Source organism: Dyella sp. C9 (assembly GCF_003332825.1).
Classification (GTDB): domain Bacteria; phylum Pseudomonadota; class Gammaproteobacteria; order Xanthomonadales; family Rhodanobacteraceae; genus Dyella.
Window position 1 is genome coordinate 360,074 of the sequence record NZ_QIRF01000003.1, and the last position, 18,118, is coordinate 378,191.

Consider the following 18,118-nt stretch of genomic DNA (forward strand, 5'->3'; position numbering starts at 1 on the left):
CGTGCCGAAGGTCGTGCTGCGGTTTATCCTTGAGGGGCGCACTATTGCGCCCCCACACCTGACTACGGAGTTCGTCATGCGTCCGACCGTTCTTGCAGTGCTGGTTGCCCTTGCCTTTCCCGTCACCGCGGCGCTGGCCGGTTCGGGGGCGCCCGCGGGTACTGATATTCCCTCCTACGTCACCGCGGCGATCAACGACCCCGCCCGCAAGGACGACACCGCCAACGACGATCGACGCAAGATCGCGGACCTGATGGCCTTCGCCGAAGTGAAGCCCGGCCAGGCGGTGGTGGACTTGATCCCCGGCAGTGGCTATTTCACTCGGGTGTTCAGCGCCATCGTCGGTCCCAAGGGCCGCGTCTACGCGGTGTGGCCGAACGAATACGGCAAGGAAGCGGTATCCGATGTACAGGGTTCCAAGGCGCTGGTGGCCAATCCGCACTACGCCAACGTGGGCGTGCTGATGGTGCCGGCCAACGCGTTCAAGACGCCGGAGAAGGTCGACCTGGTGTTCACCTCGCAGAATTACCATGACTATCCGGACAAGTTCATGGGCAGCGTCGATCCGGTGGCGTTCGACAAGCAGGTGTTCGATTCGCTCAAGCCCGGTGGCGTGTTCGTGGTGATCGACCACGTTGCCGAAGCCGGCTCGGGCATGCGCGACACCGATACCCTGCATCGCATCGACCCGGCCATCGTCAAGAAGCAGGTTGAGTCGGTGGGCTTCGTGTTCGACGGCGAGAGCGACGTGCTGCGCAACCCCGCCGATCCGCACAACATCAAGGTGTTCGACAAGTCGATCCGTGGTCACACCGACCAGTTCGTCTATCGCTTCCGCAAGCCCGGGTAATGGTTTGACTGATACGCAACGACCCCAACCGTTGGAGGGCGCAGCCGTGCCCTCCAACGATCCACCCCCCATCAAGCCCCAGCGGCCGGACGATGAGGATTGCTGTGGCCAGGGCTGCGTGCCCTGCATCTTCGACCTCTACGACGAGGCGATGGGCCGCTACCGCGAGGAACTCGCGGCGTGGAAGGAACGCCACCCGGGCGAATCGCCCGAGTAGCCGCGGCCATGTGCCGTTCCGGTCTCAGGGCGCCGGCATGAACTTGAACGAAGGGGTGTCGACGAACTGCGCCGACACCTCGCCCGAGTACACCTGTCCGTTGGCGATGGTGAGCTTCTGCACCGGCGCACCAGGCTTCAGGTCGAGCTTGTGCATGTCCACCCAGAACGTGTTGGGCGTGGTAGCCGAATCGAAGTAATAGACCAGGTTCTTCTGGTCCGCCACGGTGTGCCAGATGGTGGAGGAGAGATTGGGCTGATCGGGCGTGCGTATGCCCAGCGGCACGCTCACCGCGCGCTGCACGCTCAGTACTTCGGCCACGGCCTGGTACGCGTACTTCTGGCCGGGTACGGCGGAGATGTAGCTGGGGTCCGTCTGCTTGGGTACCGCGTCGAGCAGGAACGAGGCGCGCGCGAAGCGGTCCGCGGCGCGATTGGTGCCGGGCAGGAATGTCAGGCCGCCGATGCTTTCCCAGTACTCGTACAGCGCCAGCTGCTTGTCGTAGATCGGCGAGTTGGTCATCACCTTGTACTGATGGCCGTGGTGGATCACCAGCTTGGCGTCGATGTACTCGAGGATGGCCGAATCGCCGCTCGCGTCGGACAGCGACACGTGGATGGTGACCGGCTTGCCGTCGGGAAGGGGTGGGGCAATGATCTGGAACGGCTCCCTGGCCAGCGCCTTCACCGCCTCGTCGACGGTGGCGAAGTTGTCCAGGATGTACTGGCCCCACACGCTGATGGCCATGTGCTTGCGTCGCGGGTCGGGCTTGCCGTAGTCGCTTTCGGCCAGGTACAGCGCATTCATCACCAAGCCCTTCTCGTTCATGCCGTCCACGCTGCCGATGTCGTAGCCCGACGCGATCACGCTGCCGTAGCGCGAAGTCCAGCTCGGCGTGTGCGCACCGGCGTTGCCATCGCGGTGGATGCCGGCGGGAAACACCCACAGGTTGGTGTGCATGTCTTCTGACCAGTCCATGTTGCGGCCGGTGATGACGGTGTTGTCGGCCCCGACGTAGAGCGTGCGTGTGCAGGCGAAGGCCGAGCCGGCGGCGAGCGTACCGTCGAGGGCCAGGGCAAGGGCGAGGAGGTGGCGGCGCATGGGCGGTCCTCTGGCAAGGCAAGGGCGTGGGTCACGGCGGCAAAAGACCACTGCGTGCATGAAAGCCCCGTGTAGTACGTTGCCCGGCCCGGCAGCACGCGCTGCGTGGCTCGCTGCTGTCGCTTTACACTTGGGTCCTTGGTCCCCGCCGGATACATCGATGCACTCCTTCCCATTGCGCACCCTCCTGTGCTGCCTGCTGATGCTGGCCGGCCAGACTGCCCTGGCGCAGGCGCCACGCACCGTGCTGCTTGAAAACCTCACCTGGACGGAAATCCGCGACCAGGTCAACGCCGGCAAGACCACCATCATCATTCCCATCGGCGGCACCGAGCAGAGCGGCCCGGGCATTGCCGTAGGCAAGCACAACGCGCGCGCGGCGTACCTGTCGCAGAAGATCGCCGAGCGACTGGGCAATGCGCTGGTGGCGCCAGTGGTGGCCTACGTGCCGGAAGGCGGCTATGTGCCACCCACCTCGCACATGCGTTTTCCCGGCACCATCACCATTCCCGATGCGGTGTTCGAGCAGATGCTGGAGTCGGCGGCACAGAGTTTCGCCGTGCACGGCTTCCGCAACATCGTCTTCCTGGGCGACCACGGCGGTTACCAGAAGGACCTGGACGTGGTCGCCGCTCGCCTCAACAAGGCCTGGGCCGGCAAGGCGCGCGCCATCGTGCCGCCGGAGTACTACGCCAGCTCCTCGGACGGTTATGCCGCGCAACTGCGCCAGCGCGGATTCCGCGATGACGAGATCGGTACCCATGCCGGCCTTGCCGACACCTCGCTGCAATTGGCCGTGGCACCGCAGATGGTGCGGTTGGACCAGCTGCAGCATGGGCCCAGGCTGGGGCCGGCCGATGGCGTGTACGGCGGCGATCCGCGCCGCGCTTCGGCCGATCTTGGTCAATTGGGCATCGATGCTATTGTGTTACATACGGTCGAAGCCCTGAAGAAAGACACCCAGGGTCACTGATGTCCCCACCGGGATCCCCCTCCAATTCCATCCATAAGTTGACCGCTCATGGCCATCGCCCCTATCTCGCGTTTCTCCCGTCTGTTCCGTCTTGCCCCGCTTGCGCTGGCCGCGGCGTGCGTGAGTGCCCCGGCCTTGGCCGCCGCGCCAGTCAACACGGTGCCGGGCATGCCGCCGGTAGTGAATCCCGCCAACATGTACAGCGAGGCCGGGTTGAACCACCTCAGCCCTGCCGTGGCGAACGACCTGGCGCGCATCTACGTGCCCAACCTGCGCTCCAACGATGTCTACGTGATCGATCCGGCCACCTACAAGGTGGTGGACACGTTCAAGGTAGGCCAGGGCCCGCAGCACGTGGTGCCGTCCTGGGACCTGCGCACGCTTTGGGTGACCAACAATGCCGAGCGCAAGGACGATGGCAGCCTGACCCCGATCGATCCGCGCACGGGCAAACCGGGCAAGGCCATCCCGGTCGACGATCCGTACAACATGTACTTCACGCCCGACGGCAAGGAGGCCATCGTGGTCGCCGAGGCGCATGCGCGCCTGGACTTCCGCGATGCCCACACCATGGCGCTGCATTCCAGCCTCGAGGCGCCGGAGTGCAAGGGCATCAATCACGCCGAGTTCGCCATCGATGGCAGCTACGCGATCTTCACCTGCGAGTTCACCGGCAAGCTGACCAAGATCGACCTGGTCAACCGCAAGGTGCTGGGTTATCTCGATCTGTCCAAGAAGGGCATGCCGCAGGACATCCGTTCCTCGCCCGATGGCAAGACCTTCTATGTGGCCGACATGATGGCCGACGGCGTGTACCTGATCGATCCCGTCAGCTTCAAGCAAGTGGGCTTCATCAAGACCGGCGTGGGCACGCATGGCCTGTACCCGAGCCGCGATGGCAGCCAGCTGTACGTGGCCAATCGCGGCTCCAACAAGGTCCACGGGCCGCGCGGTGGCAAGGGCAGTGTGTCGGTGATCGACTTCGCCACGCAGAAGATGGTGGCGAACTGGCCGATTCCGGGCGGCGGCAGCCCCGACATGGGCAATGTCAGCGCCGACGGCAAGACGCTGTGGCTGTCGGGTCGCTTTGACGACGTGGTGTACGCGTTCGACACCACCACCGGACAGGTGCGCATCATCAAGGTCGGCCAGGAGCCGCACGGCCTGGTGGTGTGGCCGCAGCCGGGCCGCTACTCGCTGGGTCACACCGGCATCATGCGTTGAGGTGGGGGCGGCCGGTCTCAACCATGTCCACGGATGGGCTGCACAGTTCGATGTGGGGCCGAACGGGCATGTTGGCGGTCGCCATCCGGCGTACAAGATGTCCGAGCAGTAGTCGAAACGAAGGTATGACGGCCGCTCAATGGTGGTGGACCTTTGTACAACTCACCTTTTCGACTTGCAGGCACAGGTTTCCCCCCATGGCCGGCAACTACCGCCCTGCCATCCGTAGATTTGCCACTGCAAACAGCCTGCTGATCTACGCGGTGGTCTTGGCCAAGACTCGGGAGCAGGTCCTCCGATAGCCGAGCCGGCGCTTGATGACGCTATCCGGCGAAGCGCCATCCTTTCCCCTGGCGCGCCGACTGTTTTTCAGACTAGTCCTATGGTTGCGAGTACGTTTTCGCCGCAGACTGTGATACGAAGGCTTCCTTGGTAATTTATAGAAATGAAGTGCTTACAATGGCTGGTGATGTTTTGCATTACCTCATGGCTTGTCGCCGCTTGCAGTAACTGTGCGGCGATGCAGGGCTCCGAAGCCCCGACTGCTTCGGCCGCCATTGTGACAACGACCGTGGCTGAGCTGCATGCGTCCACCCCAGCCTTTGTCGTGGGGACCCTCGGGGAGAATGAAGCAGATGACGAAAGCGAAGGTTGTGTAACCAGTCTGACGCAAATGGGCGCTGCCGCGTCAGGCAGGGACATATTCCGTGTCATTGGAGAGGCCCGCGGCCTCATTCGTATCAACGGAACCCTCATTCACGTAAGCCAGGTGCACGCCGAATCCAGGGAAGATGGGGAGGGGCAGCCGATCGGCTCCATGAGTGTGTTCGAAGATGCCTCGCACGCGACTCGTGTCGTCGCCACACTCAAGTTTGGCGCGTATAACGAGGCTGCGGACAGCACCGAACACACGGGCACGCTGACCATCACGTACAAGGGCCTGACCCAGAGGGTGCGCGTAGAGGGTGGTACGGCGTGCTAGGGATAGGTGGTCAACCGTGACACATCTACGCTCTCGCGACCTCACGAACGAGAACGCCAAGAAATGAAGTTTTGGATGATATCGACAGCGATGGCCATCGTTTTGATGGAAAGCATTGCATCGGTGCGTGCCGCTCTTCCGAGCGACAACACGGTTATTCCGATTAATAACGGCATGAACCGATTGACGCTCGACGGTGAGGAAGCGGTCGCTTTCAGAGCGTGGCGGGAGAATTTCAATGCGCATGGCTTCGATGTCATCAGTTTTTACGTTCGTGACAAAGCTGATGACGGTGCCAGCACGTGGAACCTCGTGCCGATCTTCGGCTCCTACGAAAATAAGGACGCGAGCGAGCGAGACCTGCTAACAGTAGGTGGCGGCGCAGATTGCAAGCTACACGATTTTCGGCTGGTCCAATCGGATGGCCATGGTCCCATGCGATTGATTGTTGCCGACCGTGACCTTGGTGCGAGTTACGCCGACGCGGCCACCGTGCATTTCAGCTACTTCGAACTCGCCAAGAATGAGGATGGCGTTCCTGGTTGGCCGCCGCTGTACTTCAAGCTAAAGAAAACGACGTTAGCCGCGCAGAAGTACTGTGACGTCGATGAAGCCCTGGACACGGAACTGCATATCAGCTCCTCGGGTCCGAGCGGTCACTGACACTGAGGCAAGAGGGCCTCTATAGGGTGCTTTTTAATCTTCGGGTGAATTGTGCAGAACTCCCCTGCGACTGATCCGGCCAGGCTGGTCCAGCGCCAGCTCGAGGCCTACAGCCGCAAGGACATCGACGCCTGGCTGGCTACCTACGCGCGCGACGCCGAGCAGTATGCGCTGCACGGCGAGCGGTTGGCGAAAGGGCACGAGGAACTGCGCCGGCGCATGCTGGCGCGCTTTGCCGAGCCCGATCTCCATGCGCAATTGCTGAGCCGGGTGGTGAGGGGAGCATTTGTCACAGACCTCGAACGCGTCACGCGCACGTTTCCCGAAGGCCGGGGCGTCATGGACATGCTGTGCATTTACGAAGTAACGCAAGGCCACATCGTGCGGGCTTCCTTCGCTTTCGGCGAATCGCGGCTGGCGCGCTGAGCGCGCGACAGCGGCTGGACCGGGAGGGCGCTGCCGATGCCGCCAAGCGACCGGCAGCGTTGTGCCGCGGGCCACCGTGGGGCCCACTTACAGGACATGACATCGCCTTGTCATCGGCCTGTTATCGCCTTTCTTGAGTGTAGTTGCTAAATTGTGAAGAAGAGCACAGTTTTGAACTATGGATAAGGTTCGCGGATGAACGGGAAGCAGTGGCTCGGACGGCTTGCATGCCGTCTTTTCAAGCATAAATGGCGTCGACCGGAACCCGGCCGGCGCGAGTGTGCCCGTTGCGGGCGCGTGGAGGAGCGAACCTGGCGCTACGGCTGAGGGCAAGGCTCGTTGGCATTTGCTGATGCCGTCCCCACATGGGTAGCTTCCCGCACAAGGACGCCCCATGATTCCGTTCTCCGTACTCGATCTGGCGCCAGTCACCGAGGGCAGCAACGCAAGCCAGGCGTTCGCCAACACCCTGGATCTGGCGCGTCGCGCCGAGCGGCACGGTTATCTTCGTTACTGGTTGGCCGAGCACCACAACATGCCGGGCATCGCCAGTGCGGCGACCGCCGTGCTGATCGGCTATGTGGCCGGAGGGACTTCGAGCATTCGCGTGGGTGCCGGCGGCATCATGCTGCCGAACCATGCGCCGCTGCAGGTCGCTGAGCAATTCGGCACGCTGGCCTCGTTGTATCCGGGGCGCATCGACCTCGGCCTCGGGCGGGCTCCTGGCACCGATCAGCCGACGGCCCGCGCGCTGCGGCGCTATTTCGATAGCGCCGATGCATTTCCGCAGGACGTGGCCGAACTGCTGGCCTTCTTCGAACCGGCCCGGGAAGGGCAGCCGGTGCGCGCCGTCCCGGGGGCGGGCATCGAGGTGCCGGTGTGGCTGCTGGGGTCAAGCCTGTTCAGCGCCCGGCTGGCCGCGGCCATGGGCCTGCCGTTCGCGTTTGCCTCCCACTTCGCTCCCGATGCCATGGACGAGGCGCTTGCGCTTTACCGGCGTGATTTCCGCCCGTCGACGCGGCTGCATGCGCCGTACGCCATGCTGGGCGTGAACGTGGTGGCTGCCGGCAGCGATGCCGAGGCGCGTCGCCTGTTCACCACCCAGCAGCAGAGCTTCATCAATCTGCGGCGCGGCCGGCCGGGGCTGATTCCCCCGCCGATCGATGACATCGAGAGCTACTGGACGCCCACCGAGAAGTTCGGCGTGGAGCGTGCACTGGCCTGTGCGGTGATCGGTGATGCCAACACGGTGAAGGACGGCATCAAGGCGTTCATGGCGCGCCATCGCCCCGATGAGCTGATGGTCACGGCCAACGTGTTCGAGCATGAAGCGCGCTGTCGTTCGTTCGAGATCGTGGCCGAGGTGCGGGCGCGCCTTGGCGCTTGATGCGGCGGACAGGCGCGGTCATGCCGCGCTTCAGTGCACCGGGAAACTCTTCTGCAGGTCCTGGCTGCAGCGGGCCAGCAGCTGGGGTGGGAATTGCGCCACCGGATCGTTGGTGTAGCCACCATGCGCGTCGACCAGGCCCTGCTCGGCGAGCAGTTGGTACATGGCCAGCCGCTGGGCCGCGTGCAGTACCCGGCTCATGGGCAGTGCCAGCGCGCCATGCCCCGCGGTGGCGTGTTCGGTCAGCGCGTCCACCACGCTGGGCGAAAGCTCCCAGTGCTGCGCGGCCTGCACGGTGAGTTGGGCGGCCACGGCGGCGCAGCCGGCAATGAAACCGGATGAGCAGGCCGGCAGGCCGCCAGCCAGGTCCTTGTCGAGCACGCGCGCCACGGCACCCAGTCCGCAATAGCCGACCAGGCCGGCGAGATAGGCCTCGAACGGGTCGCATTGCCCTTTGCTCAGGAACGTGGCGGCGTGTGCGCAGCGTTCGGCGTGGTCCCACAGGCGCTGGCCGATGGCCTGGCCGTTGGCGCCGGCGCTGGCCATCAGGATGGGTTTCATCACGTAAGAGGTCACGACGTGGCGCAAGCCGATCTGTCCCAGCAGCACAACTGCGTGCTGCAGGCTGCCGACCGGGTGGGCGGTGCGGTAGGTGACGCTGCCGGTGACGCGCATCACTTCACCCACCAGTACCGGGTCGCGGCGGATCAGGTTGGCCAGCTGCGCGCCGTTGAGGTTGTCGCTCTTCATCGCACGCATCAGCTGCGGCAGCACGGTGGGCATGCGTGGCAGGCTGCGTACGTCGAAGCGGCCCGCCTCGCACAACTCGCGCAGGCGCTGCAGCATCAGCTGCTCCCGCGTGGGATTGGCAGCGGCGGCAGCGTCGACCAGCTGGTTGAGGATGAAGCGATGGAAGCACTCCTCCAACTGGTCGCCACTCATGGTGCCGGTCGGTATCTCGGGGGCAGCGGGCAGGGGCAGGTCGCGCGCGGGGGCAGGCGGTGCCGGCGCCGCGGACGCGCGGTCTCGTGCGAATAGTCGCCACCAGTTCCCCATCATTGCCTCGCTCGCTCCCTCGTTACCCGCCCTCGCTCCGCTCCTGTATCGGCGGGTGGCGGAAAACATGTAGCGTGGATCCACGATCTTGCGACGTGTTGCTCAGCTTCCTGCGGAATGCGCCGACTGGCGGATCCAGTCGACGGCGCCCTGGGCGGCAAGCCGGCCGCTGGCGAAGCTGGCGGTGAACAGGTAGCCGCCGGTGGGCGCCTCCCATTCCAGCATTTCGCCAGCGCAGAACACACCGGGCAGGGCGGTGAGCATCAGTTGGGCATCCAGCGCTTCGAGTCGCACGCCTCCGGCACTGCTGATCGCTTCCTCGATCGGGCGGGCCCGCAGCAACCGCAGCGGCAGGCGCTTGATGGTGCGAGCCAGCGTATCGGTGTCCTGGAAGTGTCCGCGCCCGAGTACCTCGTGGAGCAGGGCGACCTTGACCCCGCCAAGGCCGGTCTGGCGGCGCAGGTGGTCGCTGGCCGAGCGGCTGCCGCGAGGCTTGGCGAGGTCCTGGCGCAGGCGTTCCAGCGTACGGCCGGGGGCAAGGTCCAGCTCGATGGTGGTGCTGCCGTGGGCGGCGATGGCGTCGCGCAGCACGCCCGAGTAGGCGTAGATCAGGCTGCCCTCGATGCCGGTGGCGGTAATCACGCACTCGCCCTGGCGTACGTGCTCCCGGCCGGCGGCATCGCGCAGGTGGATCACTACCGGCTTGAGCGGCGCGCCGGCAAAATGCTGGGACAAGTGTTCGCTCCAGCCGATGTCGAAACCGCAGTTGGCGGGTACCAGTGGCGTCAGCTCCACGCCGCGGGCGGCCAGCCAGGGTTGCCAGCTGCCGTCCGACCCCAGTTGAGGCCAGCTGCCCCCGCCCAGGGCCAAGATCACGGCGTCGGCCCGGATCGCCTGTTCCCCTTCCGGGGTGGCCATGCGCAGGCTGCCATCCTCATGCCAGCCCCGCCAGCGATGATGCGGGTGGAAGTGCACGCCGCTCTCGCGCAGGCGATGCACCCAGCCGCGCAGCAGCGGGGCCGCCTTGAGGTCGATGGGAAACACTCGGCCGGAACTGCCGACGAAGGTATCCACGCCCAATCCGTGCGCCCAGGCGCGCAGCGCGTCGGCATCGAAGTCGTGGAGCCAGCGGCCCACGGCGTCGGCGCGCGCACCATAGCGTTGGATGAATTCGGGCTTGGGCTCGCTGTGGGTGAGGTTCATGCCGCCCTTGCCTGCGATGAGGAACTTGCGGCCCACCGAGCCTTTGGCCTCGTACAGGTGCACCTCGATGCCGGCGGCGCGGGCCGTTTCGGCTGCCATCAGGCCGGCAGGGCCACCGCCGATGATGGCCAGGCGCGGTGGCGGCGAGGACACGGGCGTGCTGGTCACCGGCTCAGGCCGATGCCGTCATGCGCGCACGCGGCTCCACCGCGATACTGGCGTTGTCGCCCAGCAATTGCAGCTGGCCGTCCTGGATCAGGCACTGTAGGCGCAGGCTGCGCTCGCTGATGGCGGCCAGCTCGCCGACGGTATCGGCCGCCAGGTCCAGCACGGTGAGGTTGCGATGGCGTGCCAGCGTGCTGGCGTTCTTGTCCCACCACACATCCGCAGCACGGCCGCCGTAGTTCAGCACCACCACCTGCTGCGCCCGGTTGCACGCCTTGCGGATGCGCGCCTCGTCGGGCTGGCCCAGCTCGATCCATTGCTCGATCTCGCCGGTGTAGGCCTTGCGCCAGAGTGCGGGTTCGTCCTCGTCGCTCAAGCCCTTGCCGAACTCCAGCCGTTCGTCGGCGTGCAGCGCAAAGGCGAGCAGGCGCACCATCAGGCGCTCTTCGGTCTCGGAGGGGTGGCGGGCGAGGGTCAGCGCATGCGTGGCGTAGTAATGCCGATCCATGTCGCTGACCTGCAGCTCGGCCTTGTAGATGGTGGCGGTGAGGGCCATGGTGGCAATCCGGGTGGCGGTCAGCCCCCTATTGTACGTGGCTCGCGCGCCCGCCGTAGGAGGCTCAAGCCTGGCGTAGCTTGTCCAGCAGCGGTTGCAGCAGGTCCAAGGGCAGCGGAAACACGATGGTCGAGGCCTTGCCGCTGTTGGACATGTCGGCCATGGTTTGCAGGTAGCGCAGCTGCAGCGCCTGGGGCTGCTGCGCGAGCAGGGCGGCGGCGTCGCGCAGTTTCTCGGCCGCCTGGAGCTCGCCTTCGGCATGGATCACCTTGGCGCGGCGTTCGCGTTCGGCCTCGGCCTGGCGGGCGATCGCACGCACCATGGTTTCGTTGAGGTCCACGTCCTTGATCTCCACGTTGCTCACCTTGATACCCCACGGGTCGGTGGCTTCGTCGAGGATTTGCTGCAGGCTGTGGTTGATGGAGTCGCGCTGCGACAGGATGTCGTCCAGCTCGTGCTGGCCCAGCACTGAGCGTAGCCTCGTCTGCGCCAGCTGGCTGGTGGCCTGGAAGAAGTCGGCGACCTGCAGGATGGATTTATCCGGCTCGACCACGCGGAAATACACCACGGCATTGACGCGCACCGACACGTTGTCGCGCGAGATCACGTCCTGGGGAGGCACGTCCATCACGGTGACACGCAGGTCCACCCGCATCATGCGTTGCACGACGGGTATCAGGATCACCAGGCCCGGCCCCTTGGTGCCGGTGTAACGACCCAGCGTCAGCACGACGCCGCGCTGGTACTCGGGCAGCACCTTGATCGACAGGAACAAGAGCGCCGCTACCCACACCACGATCACACCGAAGAAGCCAAGCATGGATGTCTCCTGTGATTTGTCCGGTCAGGCAGGGGTGACCCGCAGCAGCAGGCCTTCGCGTCCTACGACGCGTACGCGCGCGCCTGCAGGCAGCGCCCGGTCGCAATGCACCCGCCACTGTTCGCCGCCGATGCGGGCCCAGCCCTCGCCACCGGCACCGACCGGCTGGATCAGCTCGCCGGTGCTCAGCAGCAGCTGGTTGTCGCCGTTGAACGGACGAGCCCGGCGCGAGCGCGTCACCAGCCGCAACAGCAGCGCGAGCAGCAGCATGCCGCTGGCGCCGATGCCGCCGATCACGCCAAGGTTCACGGCATAGCCCGGCACGCCGGCCTTGAACAGCATGATCGAGCCGATCACGAAGGCGACCACGCCGCCGATGCCGATCGCGCCCACCGAGGGCATCAGCGCTTCGGTCAGCATCAGCCCCATGCCAAGCACCATCAGGGCGAGGCCCACGTAGTTCACCGGCAACAGCTGCAAGGCATACAGCCCCACCAGCAGGCAGATCGCACCGGCTACGCCAGGCAGCAGCACGCCCGGGTGCAGCGCCTCCAGCACCAGCCCCCACACGCCTGCCAGCAGCAACAGGTAGGCGAGGGTGGGATGGGTGACGATGCCGAGAAAGCGCGTGCGCCAGTTGGGCGGATAGTCGCGTATGGGCAGGCCGGCGAGGTGCAGGGTGAGCTCCTGTCCGGCCACGCGCAGGTGGCGTCCATCCACGGCAGCCAGCAGGGCGTGGCCAGCGGGTGCGATCAGGTCGATCACGTGTTTCTGCAACGCTTCGTCGGCGGTGAGCGTGGCGGCGCCGCGCACGGCCTGTTCGGCCCATTCGGCATTGCGCCCGTTGAGCTGGGCCAGCGAGCGGATCGAGGCGATGGCGTCGTTGAGCACCTTGGTCGCCTCGGCATCGGCGGCAGGTTTGCCGGCCGTCGCGGAGGAGGCGGGGGGATTGGCGATGGGCAGCGGGTTGTCGCCCCCCAGTGATACCGGCGTGGCCGCGCCGAGATGAGTGGCCGGCGCCATCGCCGCGATCGGGCAGGCATAGAGGATGTAAGTACCGGCAGACGCCGCGCGCGCACCGGGGGGCGCCACGTAACCCAGCACCGGCTGCCTGGCGGCGAGCAGGCTGGCAATGATCTGCCGCATCGAGTCGCTGAGGCCGCCGGGCGTGTCCAGCTGCACGATGACCGCGCTGGCGCCATCGCGGCTGGCGCGCTGCAGGCCGTCATCGACGTATTCGGCGGCGGCCGGCCCGATCGGTCCCTGCAGGTCGATGCGGGCGACAAAGGCGCCGGCGGCTGGAGCACCGCCTGCGGGCGGGGCGGCCAACGTGGACAAGGCAAGCAACACGACGCCCAGTGCGCCTGCCCACATGCCGAGTCTTGGCTTCACGCAGTGCCTCCATCAAGGTGGCATCCGCACTTTGCACCCAGCCATGTTGTCCCGGTGTGAGACGGCGCGGCGGTGACGCCGCGCCGGTCGTCCGGGCTCAGTGCTCGTTGATCTGCAGCTTTTCGGTCAGCAGGTTGAGCTTGCCCTTCATGGTGTCTTCCGGGCGGGGCCCATCGACGCCGTAGAACGCGGTGTAGAGCACCCCAGGCTTGGCGGCGGCGGTCACCGGCGAGCCGCCCACCGTGCCGATGAAGGTCATGTCGTTCTCGCTGTACGGCACGCCGTCGTCAGGATGGCTGCGCTGCACGACCTTGTCCCAGGAGTTGCGGAAGCTGTCGTCGAGGTCGTCCGAGGGCGCCACATGGCGATTCACGCCCACGCGTTCGGCATTGTCGATGTTGGACTTCACCAGCACGTTGGAGACGTCCCACACCACCTTGCCCTGGTCCTCAAAGTACGACATGCCGAGCACCAGCTGGCTGTCCTGGTCGATCTTCTGCAGCTTGGGCGTGTAGGCGAAGCCCAGGCGCCTGGACTGGTAGCGGAAGTCATTGCCGTAGTCGAAGCCGATGGCGATGCTGGACAGCGTGCTGGGCAACAGGTCGGTGTTGGCCAGATATTCCTTCCACTGCGCCAGCGTGCCGCTGTAGGAAACGTAGACGTAGTTGGTAAGGGCATTGAGGTCGATGGTTTCCTCGTGCTCGTTCTTCGCCGAGACCACGCGGATCATCGCGGCGTAGCCATCGGGGACGGGCAACAGGAAGGCGATCAGCTTGCTGTTGTCATAGGCCATCGGCCACACCCGCACCTGCCAGCGCCGCTGGTAGGCGTCGGTGAAGTTGCGCTGTTCGGTGGGCTGGCCAAGCGAGGTGATGCGTACCTGCTCCGAACCGATGCGCCGCTGCAGCGGGGCGCCCTGCAGCAGCAGGTCCATGAACAGTTTGGGGTCGTTGTAGAGCTGCTTGCTGCTCACGTCGTCGGGCTTGCGCAGGTGGAACATCAGCTGGCTGCCGACGGCCGCCTTGGACACATAGCCGTTGTGGGTAAGGTTGCCCTTGCTGTCGTTGGTGCCAGCGACCACCCAGGTGCCGTTGCTGTTGCGGTGGAGCAGGGTGGGGAAGGGATTGAGATTCGACCCGGTGTGCAGCAGCCGGCTGGAGCCGCTGCCCTTGGGGAACAGGATGCTGTCGTTTTCGGCCAGCAGGTCATGCAGCTCCTGGTCGGCGCCGGCGTTGTAGTTCTTCTGGTAGTTGGAGCTGAAGTCGGCGAAGCTCTTGGGCAATGGGAACTCGAACTTGAAGCGCCCGCTGTGCTTGTTGTCGATCACGTCCAGCTGGTACAGCTCGCGGGTGTCGGCCACGGCCAGGTTTGCCGGCGCCTTCAGCACCAGGTCGATCGGCAATGCGTAGTTGAGGTTCTCGTCGGGTGACTTCATCAGCACCACGCCGATCACCTTGCCGTCCTTGTCGAGCAGCGGGCCGCCGCTGTTGCCTGGCGAGGCGGCGGCGGAGAAACGCATCCACTTCCAGCGACCGTCCTCTTCCTCCGGCGTCTGCGAGGTATACAGCCCGTCGCGAATGACGATGCCGGTACCGAGCGCGTTGCCCACCGCATAGACCACGTCGTTCATGGCAGGCTGGGTGTTCGGTTCCAGAGGCGTCACGTGTGGCGCGTCCTTCAGGCTGAATTCGACGAAATCCTCCTGCAGCGATTAGCGCGTGATCTTGTCGATCTGGTAGACGTGGCCGGCGGAGTCGCGCAGCGCCGGTTCGCCCATCAGGCTGTCGATGCCCAGTGACAGCACGTGGCCGGCGGTGACGTAGCGGTTGTCGCCAAGCGCGAAGGCGGTGCCGACCGAGTAATACTTGTCGCTGCGCTGCTGGAACGGCAGCTGGTCCATGGGCAACGGTCGTTCGTAGGTCAACGGGTCGTTCACCGGCTTGGGGATCACCACCTCGAAGGTGGCAGCCTGCACTCGGGGCAGTACGGACGGGTCAAGGGTGGCAGCGCCGGCGGCAGGTGCCAGTGCGAGCGCCAGCCAGGCGAGCCATGCCCCGCGACGAGGCGCCGGCCGAGTGGAAAGATCGTGCCGCGCCCCGTTTACCCGTTGAACCATGTCCTTCCCCTGTCAGTGTTAGCAGGCGTCCAGGTGACGCCATTCCCAACGCAGAGTGTAGCCAAGCTTCGTACCGGCGAAACGGGGCCCATGGCGGAGTGATGGGGGCGTCTCGAACGTGACCGCGATCCGCCACGCCAGCGACGCAAACTGGCGGTCCAGGCCCTAAGCTGGGGCGGCCTGCCCGAGAGACGCCGATGCCTGTTTCCACCACTGCCAGCTCCCTGCAGCTCCCGCCCGGCCCCTGGTTGACCGTGCTGGAGGCGGTCTGCGCGCGTTTCCCGCAGATCGATCGCCGGCGCTGGGAGGATCGTTTCGCGCGGGGCCTGGTGCAGGACGCCGAGGGTCGGCCCATCGGCCCCGATGCGCCGTACCGGGTGGGGCTGGAGGTGCGCTACTTCCGCGAGGTGGCGGAGGAGAAGCCGATCCCGTTCCGCGAGACCCTGCTGCACGTGGACGCGGACCTGGTGGTGGTGGACAAACCACACTTTCTTCCGGTGACGCCTGCCGGTGGCTTCGTGCAGGAGACCCTGCTGGCGCGGCTGATCCGTGCCCTCGACAATCCGGAGCTGGTGCCGCTGCATCGCATTGACCGCCATACCGCCGGGCTGGTGCTGTTCTCCGCCAGTCCAGGCAGCCGGCAGGCGTACCAGGCCCTGTTCCGCGAACGGCGCATCGACAAGCGCTACGAGGCCTGGGCGCCGCCGCTGCCCGGGCTGGCATTTCCGCTGACACACCGTTCTCGCATCGTTGCGGCCGAGCCGTTCTTCCGCATGGGCGAACAGCCCGGCGAGGCCAATAGCGAAACCCATATCGATGTGCTGGAGCGCACGCGGTCCTACTGGAGGTACGCGCTGCGCCCGGTGACCGGGCGCAAGCACCAGTTACGCGTGCATCTGGCGGCACTGGGGGCACCGATCCTGCACGATCCGTTCTATCCGGAGCTGTCCGAGCCGGCCGCCGATGACTACGCACGCCCGATGCAATTGCTGGCGCAGGGCTTGTCTCTCATCGATCCGGTCAACGGCCGGCCGCGCAGCTTCGCGAGCGAGCTGTCGCTGTTGCGCCTGGGCTGAGCGCGGCAGCGGCGCTCCCCGCTAAAATGATGGCTGGTCACTGTCCGGAATCGCCTGCGCGTGAAGTCTGCCGCTTTCCCTGCCGCTGTCCCCGACGCAGCGCTGGAGGCCTTGTTCGTTCCCTTCGACACGGGTGCCCTGGCGCTGCCTGCGGATGGCCGCGTGCTGGTCTTGCGCGCGCGCGATGGCTTTCGCCTGCGCGAAATGGCCAAGGCTGGCTGGGTCTGCGAGCAGAGCTTCAAGCCGTTCGCTGATGCATTGCAACGCAGCGGCCTGACCCTGGCCGATGCGCGGGATGACGAACGCTATCCCCTCGTGCTTGTGTTGCCGCCGCGGCAACGGGACGAGGCGCGCGCCCTGTTTGCCCGGGCGGTGACGCGTATGGCGCCGGGTGGCGTGGTGGCGGCGGCGGTGGCCAATGCCGAAGGCGCTCGTTCGGCGGAGTCGGATCTCGCGCGGCTGGCCGGCCCGCTGGGGCAACTGTCCAAGCACAAATGCCGGGTGTTCTGGACGCGTCCAGAACACGCGGTCGACCAGGCCCTGCTGGCCGAATGGCTGGCCCTGGACGCAGCGCGGCCAAACGAGGCCGGCTACATCAGCCGCCCGGGGTTGTTTGCGTGGGACCGTGTCGACACGGCCTCCGCCTTGCTGGCGGAACAACTGCCGGCCGACCTGACGGGCGAGGTCGCGGATCTTGGCGCGGGCTATGGCTACCTTTCGGCACGGCTGCTGGCTCGCTGCCCGGGCGTGTCATTGATCGACCTGTACGAGGCCGAGGCCCGCGCGCTCGAGCCCGCGCGGGCCAACTTGCTGCAGGCGCAACGCGAGAGCGGCCGGGCGGTTCCGTTCGAATTGCACTGGCATGACGTGGCGCAAGGCTTGCCGCGCCGATACGACGTGGTGGTCAGCAATCCGCCGTTCCATCAGGGGCGGGCGGATCTGCCCGAGTTGGGGCGCGCCTTCATCGGTGCAGCAGCCGACGCGCTGCGGCCCCACGGCCGGCTGTGGTTGGTGGCCAACCAGCATCTTCCCTATGAGGCCACGCTGGCCGCACGTTTTCAGGAGGTCCGCACGGTGACGTTGCAGGACGGATTCAAGATTATCGAGGCACGCGGAGTGCGCGCATGAAACTGGTCAAGCTCATCGCCAACCTTGGCTATGGCAGTCGCAAGGATGTTGCACTGATGTTCCGCGAAGGGCGCATCACCGATCCGGATGGCGAGGTGCTGTACGCCGACGACAAGGTGGCCCACGAATACATCCGCGTCGACGACGAGCCGCTCGATCCACCCGCGGGCCTGGCGCTGATGATGAACAAGCCACTTGGCGCCACCTGTTCGCGCAAGGACCAGGGCCGGGTGGTATACGACCTGTTGCCGCCACGGTACCGATTGCGCGACCCCGCGCTGTCCACCGTGGGCAGGCTGGACCGCGATACCTCGGGGCTGTTGTTGTTCACCGACGACGGGGCGCTGCTCCATCGCATCATTTCGCCGCGCGCCAAGGTCGCCAAGGTGTACGAGGCCGTCCTGGCGCAAGACCTGCGTGGCGACGAGGGGGCGCTGTTCGCCAGCGGCAGCATGATGCTGGAGTCGGAGAAGGAGCCGCTCGAGCCGGCACAACTGCAGGTACTGGAGCCGCGCCGGGCAAGGCTCACCCTTACAGAGGGGCGTTACCACCAGGTGCGCCGGATGTTCGCTGCCGTAGGCAACCACGTCGAGGCGCTCACGCGAATCTCGGTGGGGGGGCTGGTGCTGGGCGGGCTGGAGCCGGGCCAGTGGCGCGCGCTGGATGCCGAGGACGTGGCCCGGATTTTTTCAGGCCCGCCGGCCTAATTCGCAGGAATCCCCGGGGTCAGCCGAAAGGACTCTCGCGGCGGCGTGCCATCTCGTCTTCCCGGCGCGAATGTGC

General features: G+C 65.9%; 20 protein-coding genes. 12 read left to right on the forward strand and 8 right to left on the reverse strand.

The genetic code is table 11. The annotated features are described in order from the left end of the window. The first annotated feature begins 76 nt into the window (after positions 1 to 76). Together DVU99_RS06265 and DVU99_RS06270 are read left to right on the forward strand one after the other, a co-directional pair. Positions 77 to 850: a class I SAM-dependent methyltransferase gene (locus tag DVU99_RS06265; RefSeq protein ID WP_114239342.1), complete on the forward strand. Its 774-nt coding sequence runs from the start codon at positions 77 to 79 to the stop codon at positions 848 to 850. A gap of 46 nt (positions 851 to 896) precedes the next feature. Further along, complete coding sequence (locus DVU99_RS06270) at positions 897 to 1,067, forward strand: oxidoreductase-like domain-containing protein (RefSeq protein WP_232823476.1); 171 nt, start codon at positions 897 to 899, stop codon at positions 1,065 to 1,067. 24 nt (positions 1,068 to 1,091) lie between these two features. Here the strand turns inward: DVU99_RS06270 and DVU99_RS06275 are convergent, their stop codons facing one another. Further along, positions 1,092 to 2,168, reverse strand: coding sequence for a linear amide C-N hydrolase (locus tag DVU99_RS06275; protein WP_114239344.1), 1,077 nt, complete (start codon positions 2,166 to 2,168; stop codon positions 1,092 to 1,094). Positions 2,169 to 2,328: 160 nt separating this feature from the next. Between DVU99_RS06275 and DVU99_RS06280 the strand changes: the two genes are divergently transcribed. The 7 genes from DVU99_RS06280 to DVU99_RS06310 all read left to right on the forward strand — a co-directional run bounded on the left by DVU99_RS06280 (position 2,329) and on the right by DVU99_RS06310 (position 7,823). Further along, entirely contained in the window at positions 2,329 to 3,141 is an 813-nt protein-coding gene (locus DVU99_RS06280; protein WP_114239345.1) for a creatininase family protein, read from the forward strand. Between the two features lie 48 nt (positions 3,142 to 3,189). Further along, positions 3,190 to 4,365 carry a YncE family protein gene (locus DVU99_RS06285; RefSeq protein ID WP_114239346.1) on the forward strand — a complete coding sequence of 392 codons (1,176 nt, stop codon included), beginning with the start codon at positions 3,190 to 3,192 and terminating at the stop codon, positions 4,363 to 4,365. A gap of 445 nt (positions 4,366 to 4,810) precedes the next feature. Continuing rightward, positions 4,811 to 5,347: a hypothetical protein gene (locus DVU99_RS06290; RefSeq protein WP_157971366.1), complete on the forward strand. Its 537-nt coding sequence runs from the start codon at positions 4,811 to 4,813 to the stop codon at positions 5,345 to 5,347. Between the two features lie 90 nt (positions 5,348 to 5,437). Next, positions 5,438 to 6,010 carry a hypothetical protein gene (locus DVU99_RS06295; protein WP_157971367.1) on the forward strand — a complete coding sequence of 191 codons (573 nt, stop codon included), beginning with the start codon at positions 5,438 to 5,440 and terminating at the stop codon, positions 6,008 to 6,010. A 51-nt stretch (positions 6,011 to 6,061) separates the two neighbouring features. Beyond that, entirely contained in the window at positions 6,062 to 6,436 is a 375-nt protein-coding gene (locus DVU99_RS06300) for a nuclear transport factor 2 family protein (RefSeq protein ID WP_232823477.1), read from the forward strand. A gap of 195 nt (positions 6,437 to 6,631) precedes the next feature. Further along, entirely contained in the window at positions 6,632 to 6,763 is a 132-nt protein-coding gene (locus DVU99_RS20325; protein ID WP_114239349.1) for a DUF1660 family phage protein, read from the forward strand. 67 nt (positions 6,764 to 6,830) lie between these two features. Further along, on the forward strand, positions 6,831 to 7,823 hold the full coding sequence (locus DVU99_RS06310) for an LLM class flavin-dependent oxidoreductase (protein ID WP_114239350.1): 993 nt from the start codon (positions 6,831 to 6,833) through the stop codon (positions 7,821 to 7,823). Positions 7,824 to 7,853: 30 nt separating this feature from the next. Here the strand turns inward: DVU99_RS06310 and DVU99_RS06315 are convergent, their stop codons facing one another. From DVU99_RS06315 to DVU99_RS20085, 7 genes are all read right to left on the reverse strand, one after another. Continuing rightward, positions 7,854 to 8,765 carry an HDOD domain-containing protein gene (locus tag DVU99_RS06315; RefSeq protein WP_114239351.1) on the reverse strand — a complete coding sequence of 304 codons (912 nt, stop codon included), beginning with the start codon at positions 8,763 to 8,765 and terminating at the stop codon, positions 7,854 to 7,856. Between the two features lie 216 nt (positions 8,766 to 8,981). After that, positions 8,982 to 10,250 carry a TIGR03862 family flavoprotein gene (locus DVU99_RS06320; protein WP_255412907.1) on the reverse strand — a complete coding sequence of 423 codons (1,269 nt, stop codon included), beginning with the start codon at positions 10,248 to 10,250 and terminating at the stop codon, positions 8,982 to 8,984. Between the two features lie 4 nt (positions 10,251 to 10,254). Continuing rightward, positions 10,255 to 10,803, reverse strand: a complete 549-nt coding sequence (locus tag DVU99_RS06325; RefSeq protein ID WP_114239352.1) for a YaeQ family protein — start codon at positions 10,801 to 10,803, stop codon at positions 10,255 to 10,257. A 64-nt stretch (positions 10,804 to 10,867) separates the two neighbouring features. Continuing rightward, positions 10,868 to 11,623, reverse strand: coding sequence for a slipin family protein (locus DVU99_RS06330; protein WP_114239353.1), 756 nt, complete (start codon positions 11,621 to 11,623; stop codon positions 10,868 to 10,870). Between the two features lie 24 nt (positions 11,624 to 11,647). Further along, positions 11,648 to 13,015, reverse strand: coding sequence for a nodulation protein NfeD (locus tag DVU99_RS06335; protein WP_232823478.1), 1,368 nt, complete (start codon positions 13,013 to 13,015; stop codon positions 11,648 to 11,650). Positions 13,016 to 13,112: 97 nt separating this feature from the next. Continuing rightward, entirely contained in the window at positions 13,113 to 14,678 is a 1,566-nt protein-coding gene (locus DVU99_RS06340) for a serine protease (RefSeq protein WP_232823479.1), read from the reverse strand. Between the two features lie 48 nt (positions 14,679 to 14,726). Further along, on the reverse strand, positions 14,727 to 15,131 hold the full coding sequence (locus tag DVU99_RS20085; RefSeq protein WP_232823480.1) for a hypothetical protein: 405 nt from the start codon (positions 15,129 to 15,131) through the stop codon (positions 14,727 to 14,729). Between the two features lie 197 nt (positions 15,132 to 15,328). Here DVU99_RS20085 and DVU99_RS06345 point away from each other — a divergent pair, with 197 nt between their 5' ends. From DVU99_RS06345 to DVU99_RS06355, 3 genes are read left to right on the forward strand one after another with little or no spacing between them, the layout of a single operon-like run. Continuing rightward, entirely contained in the window at positions 15,329 to 16,207 is an 879-nt protein-coding gene (locus DVU99_RS06345) for a pseudouridine synthase (protein ID WP_114239355.1), read from the forward strand. Between the two features lie 60 nt (positions 16,208 to 16,267). Continuing rightward, complete coding sequence (locus DVU99_RS06350) at positions 16,268 to 17,335, forward strand: class I SAM-dependent methyltransferase (protein ID WP_114239356.1); 1,068 nt, start codon at positions 16,268 to 16,270, stop codon at positions 17,333 to 17,335. Beyond that, a complete protein-coding gene (locus tag DVU99_RS06355; protein ID WP_114239357.1) occupies positions 17,332 to 18,042 on the forward strand; it encodes a pseudouridine synthase in 711 nt (236 codons plus the stop codon). Before DVU99_RS06350 ends, DVU99_RS06355 begins: the two co-directional genes overlap by 4 nt. The last annotated feature ends 76 nt before the right edge of the window (positions 18,043 to 18,118 follow it).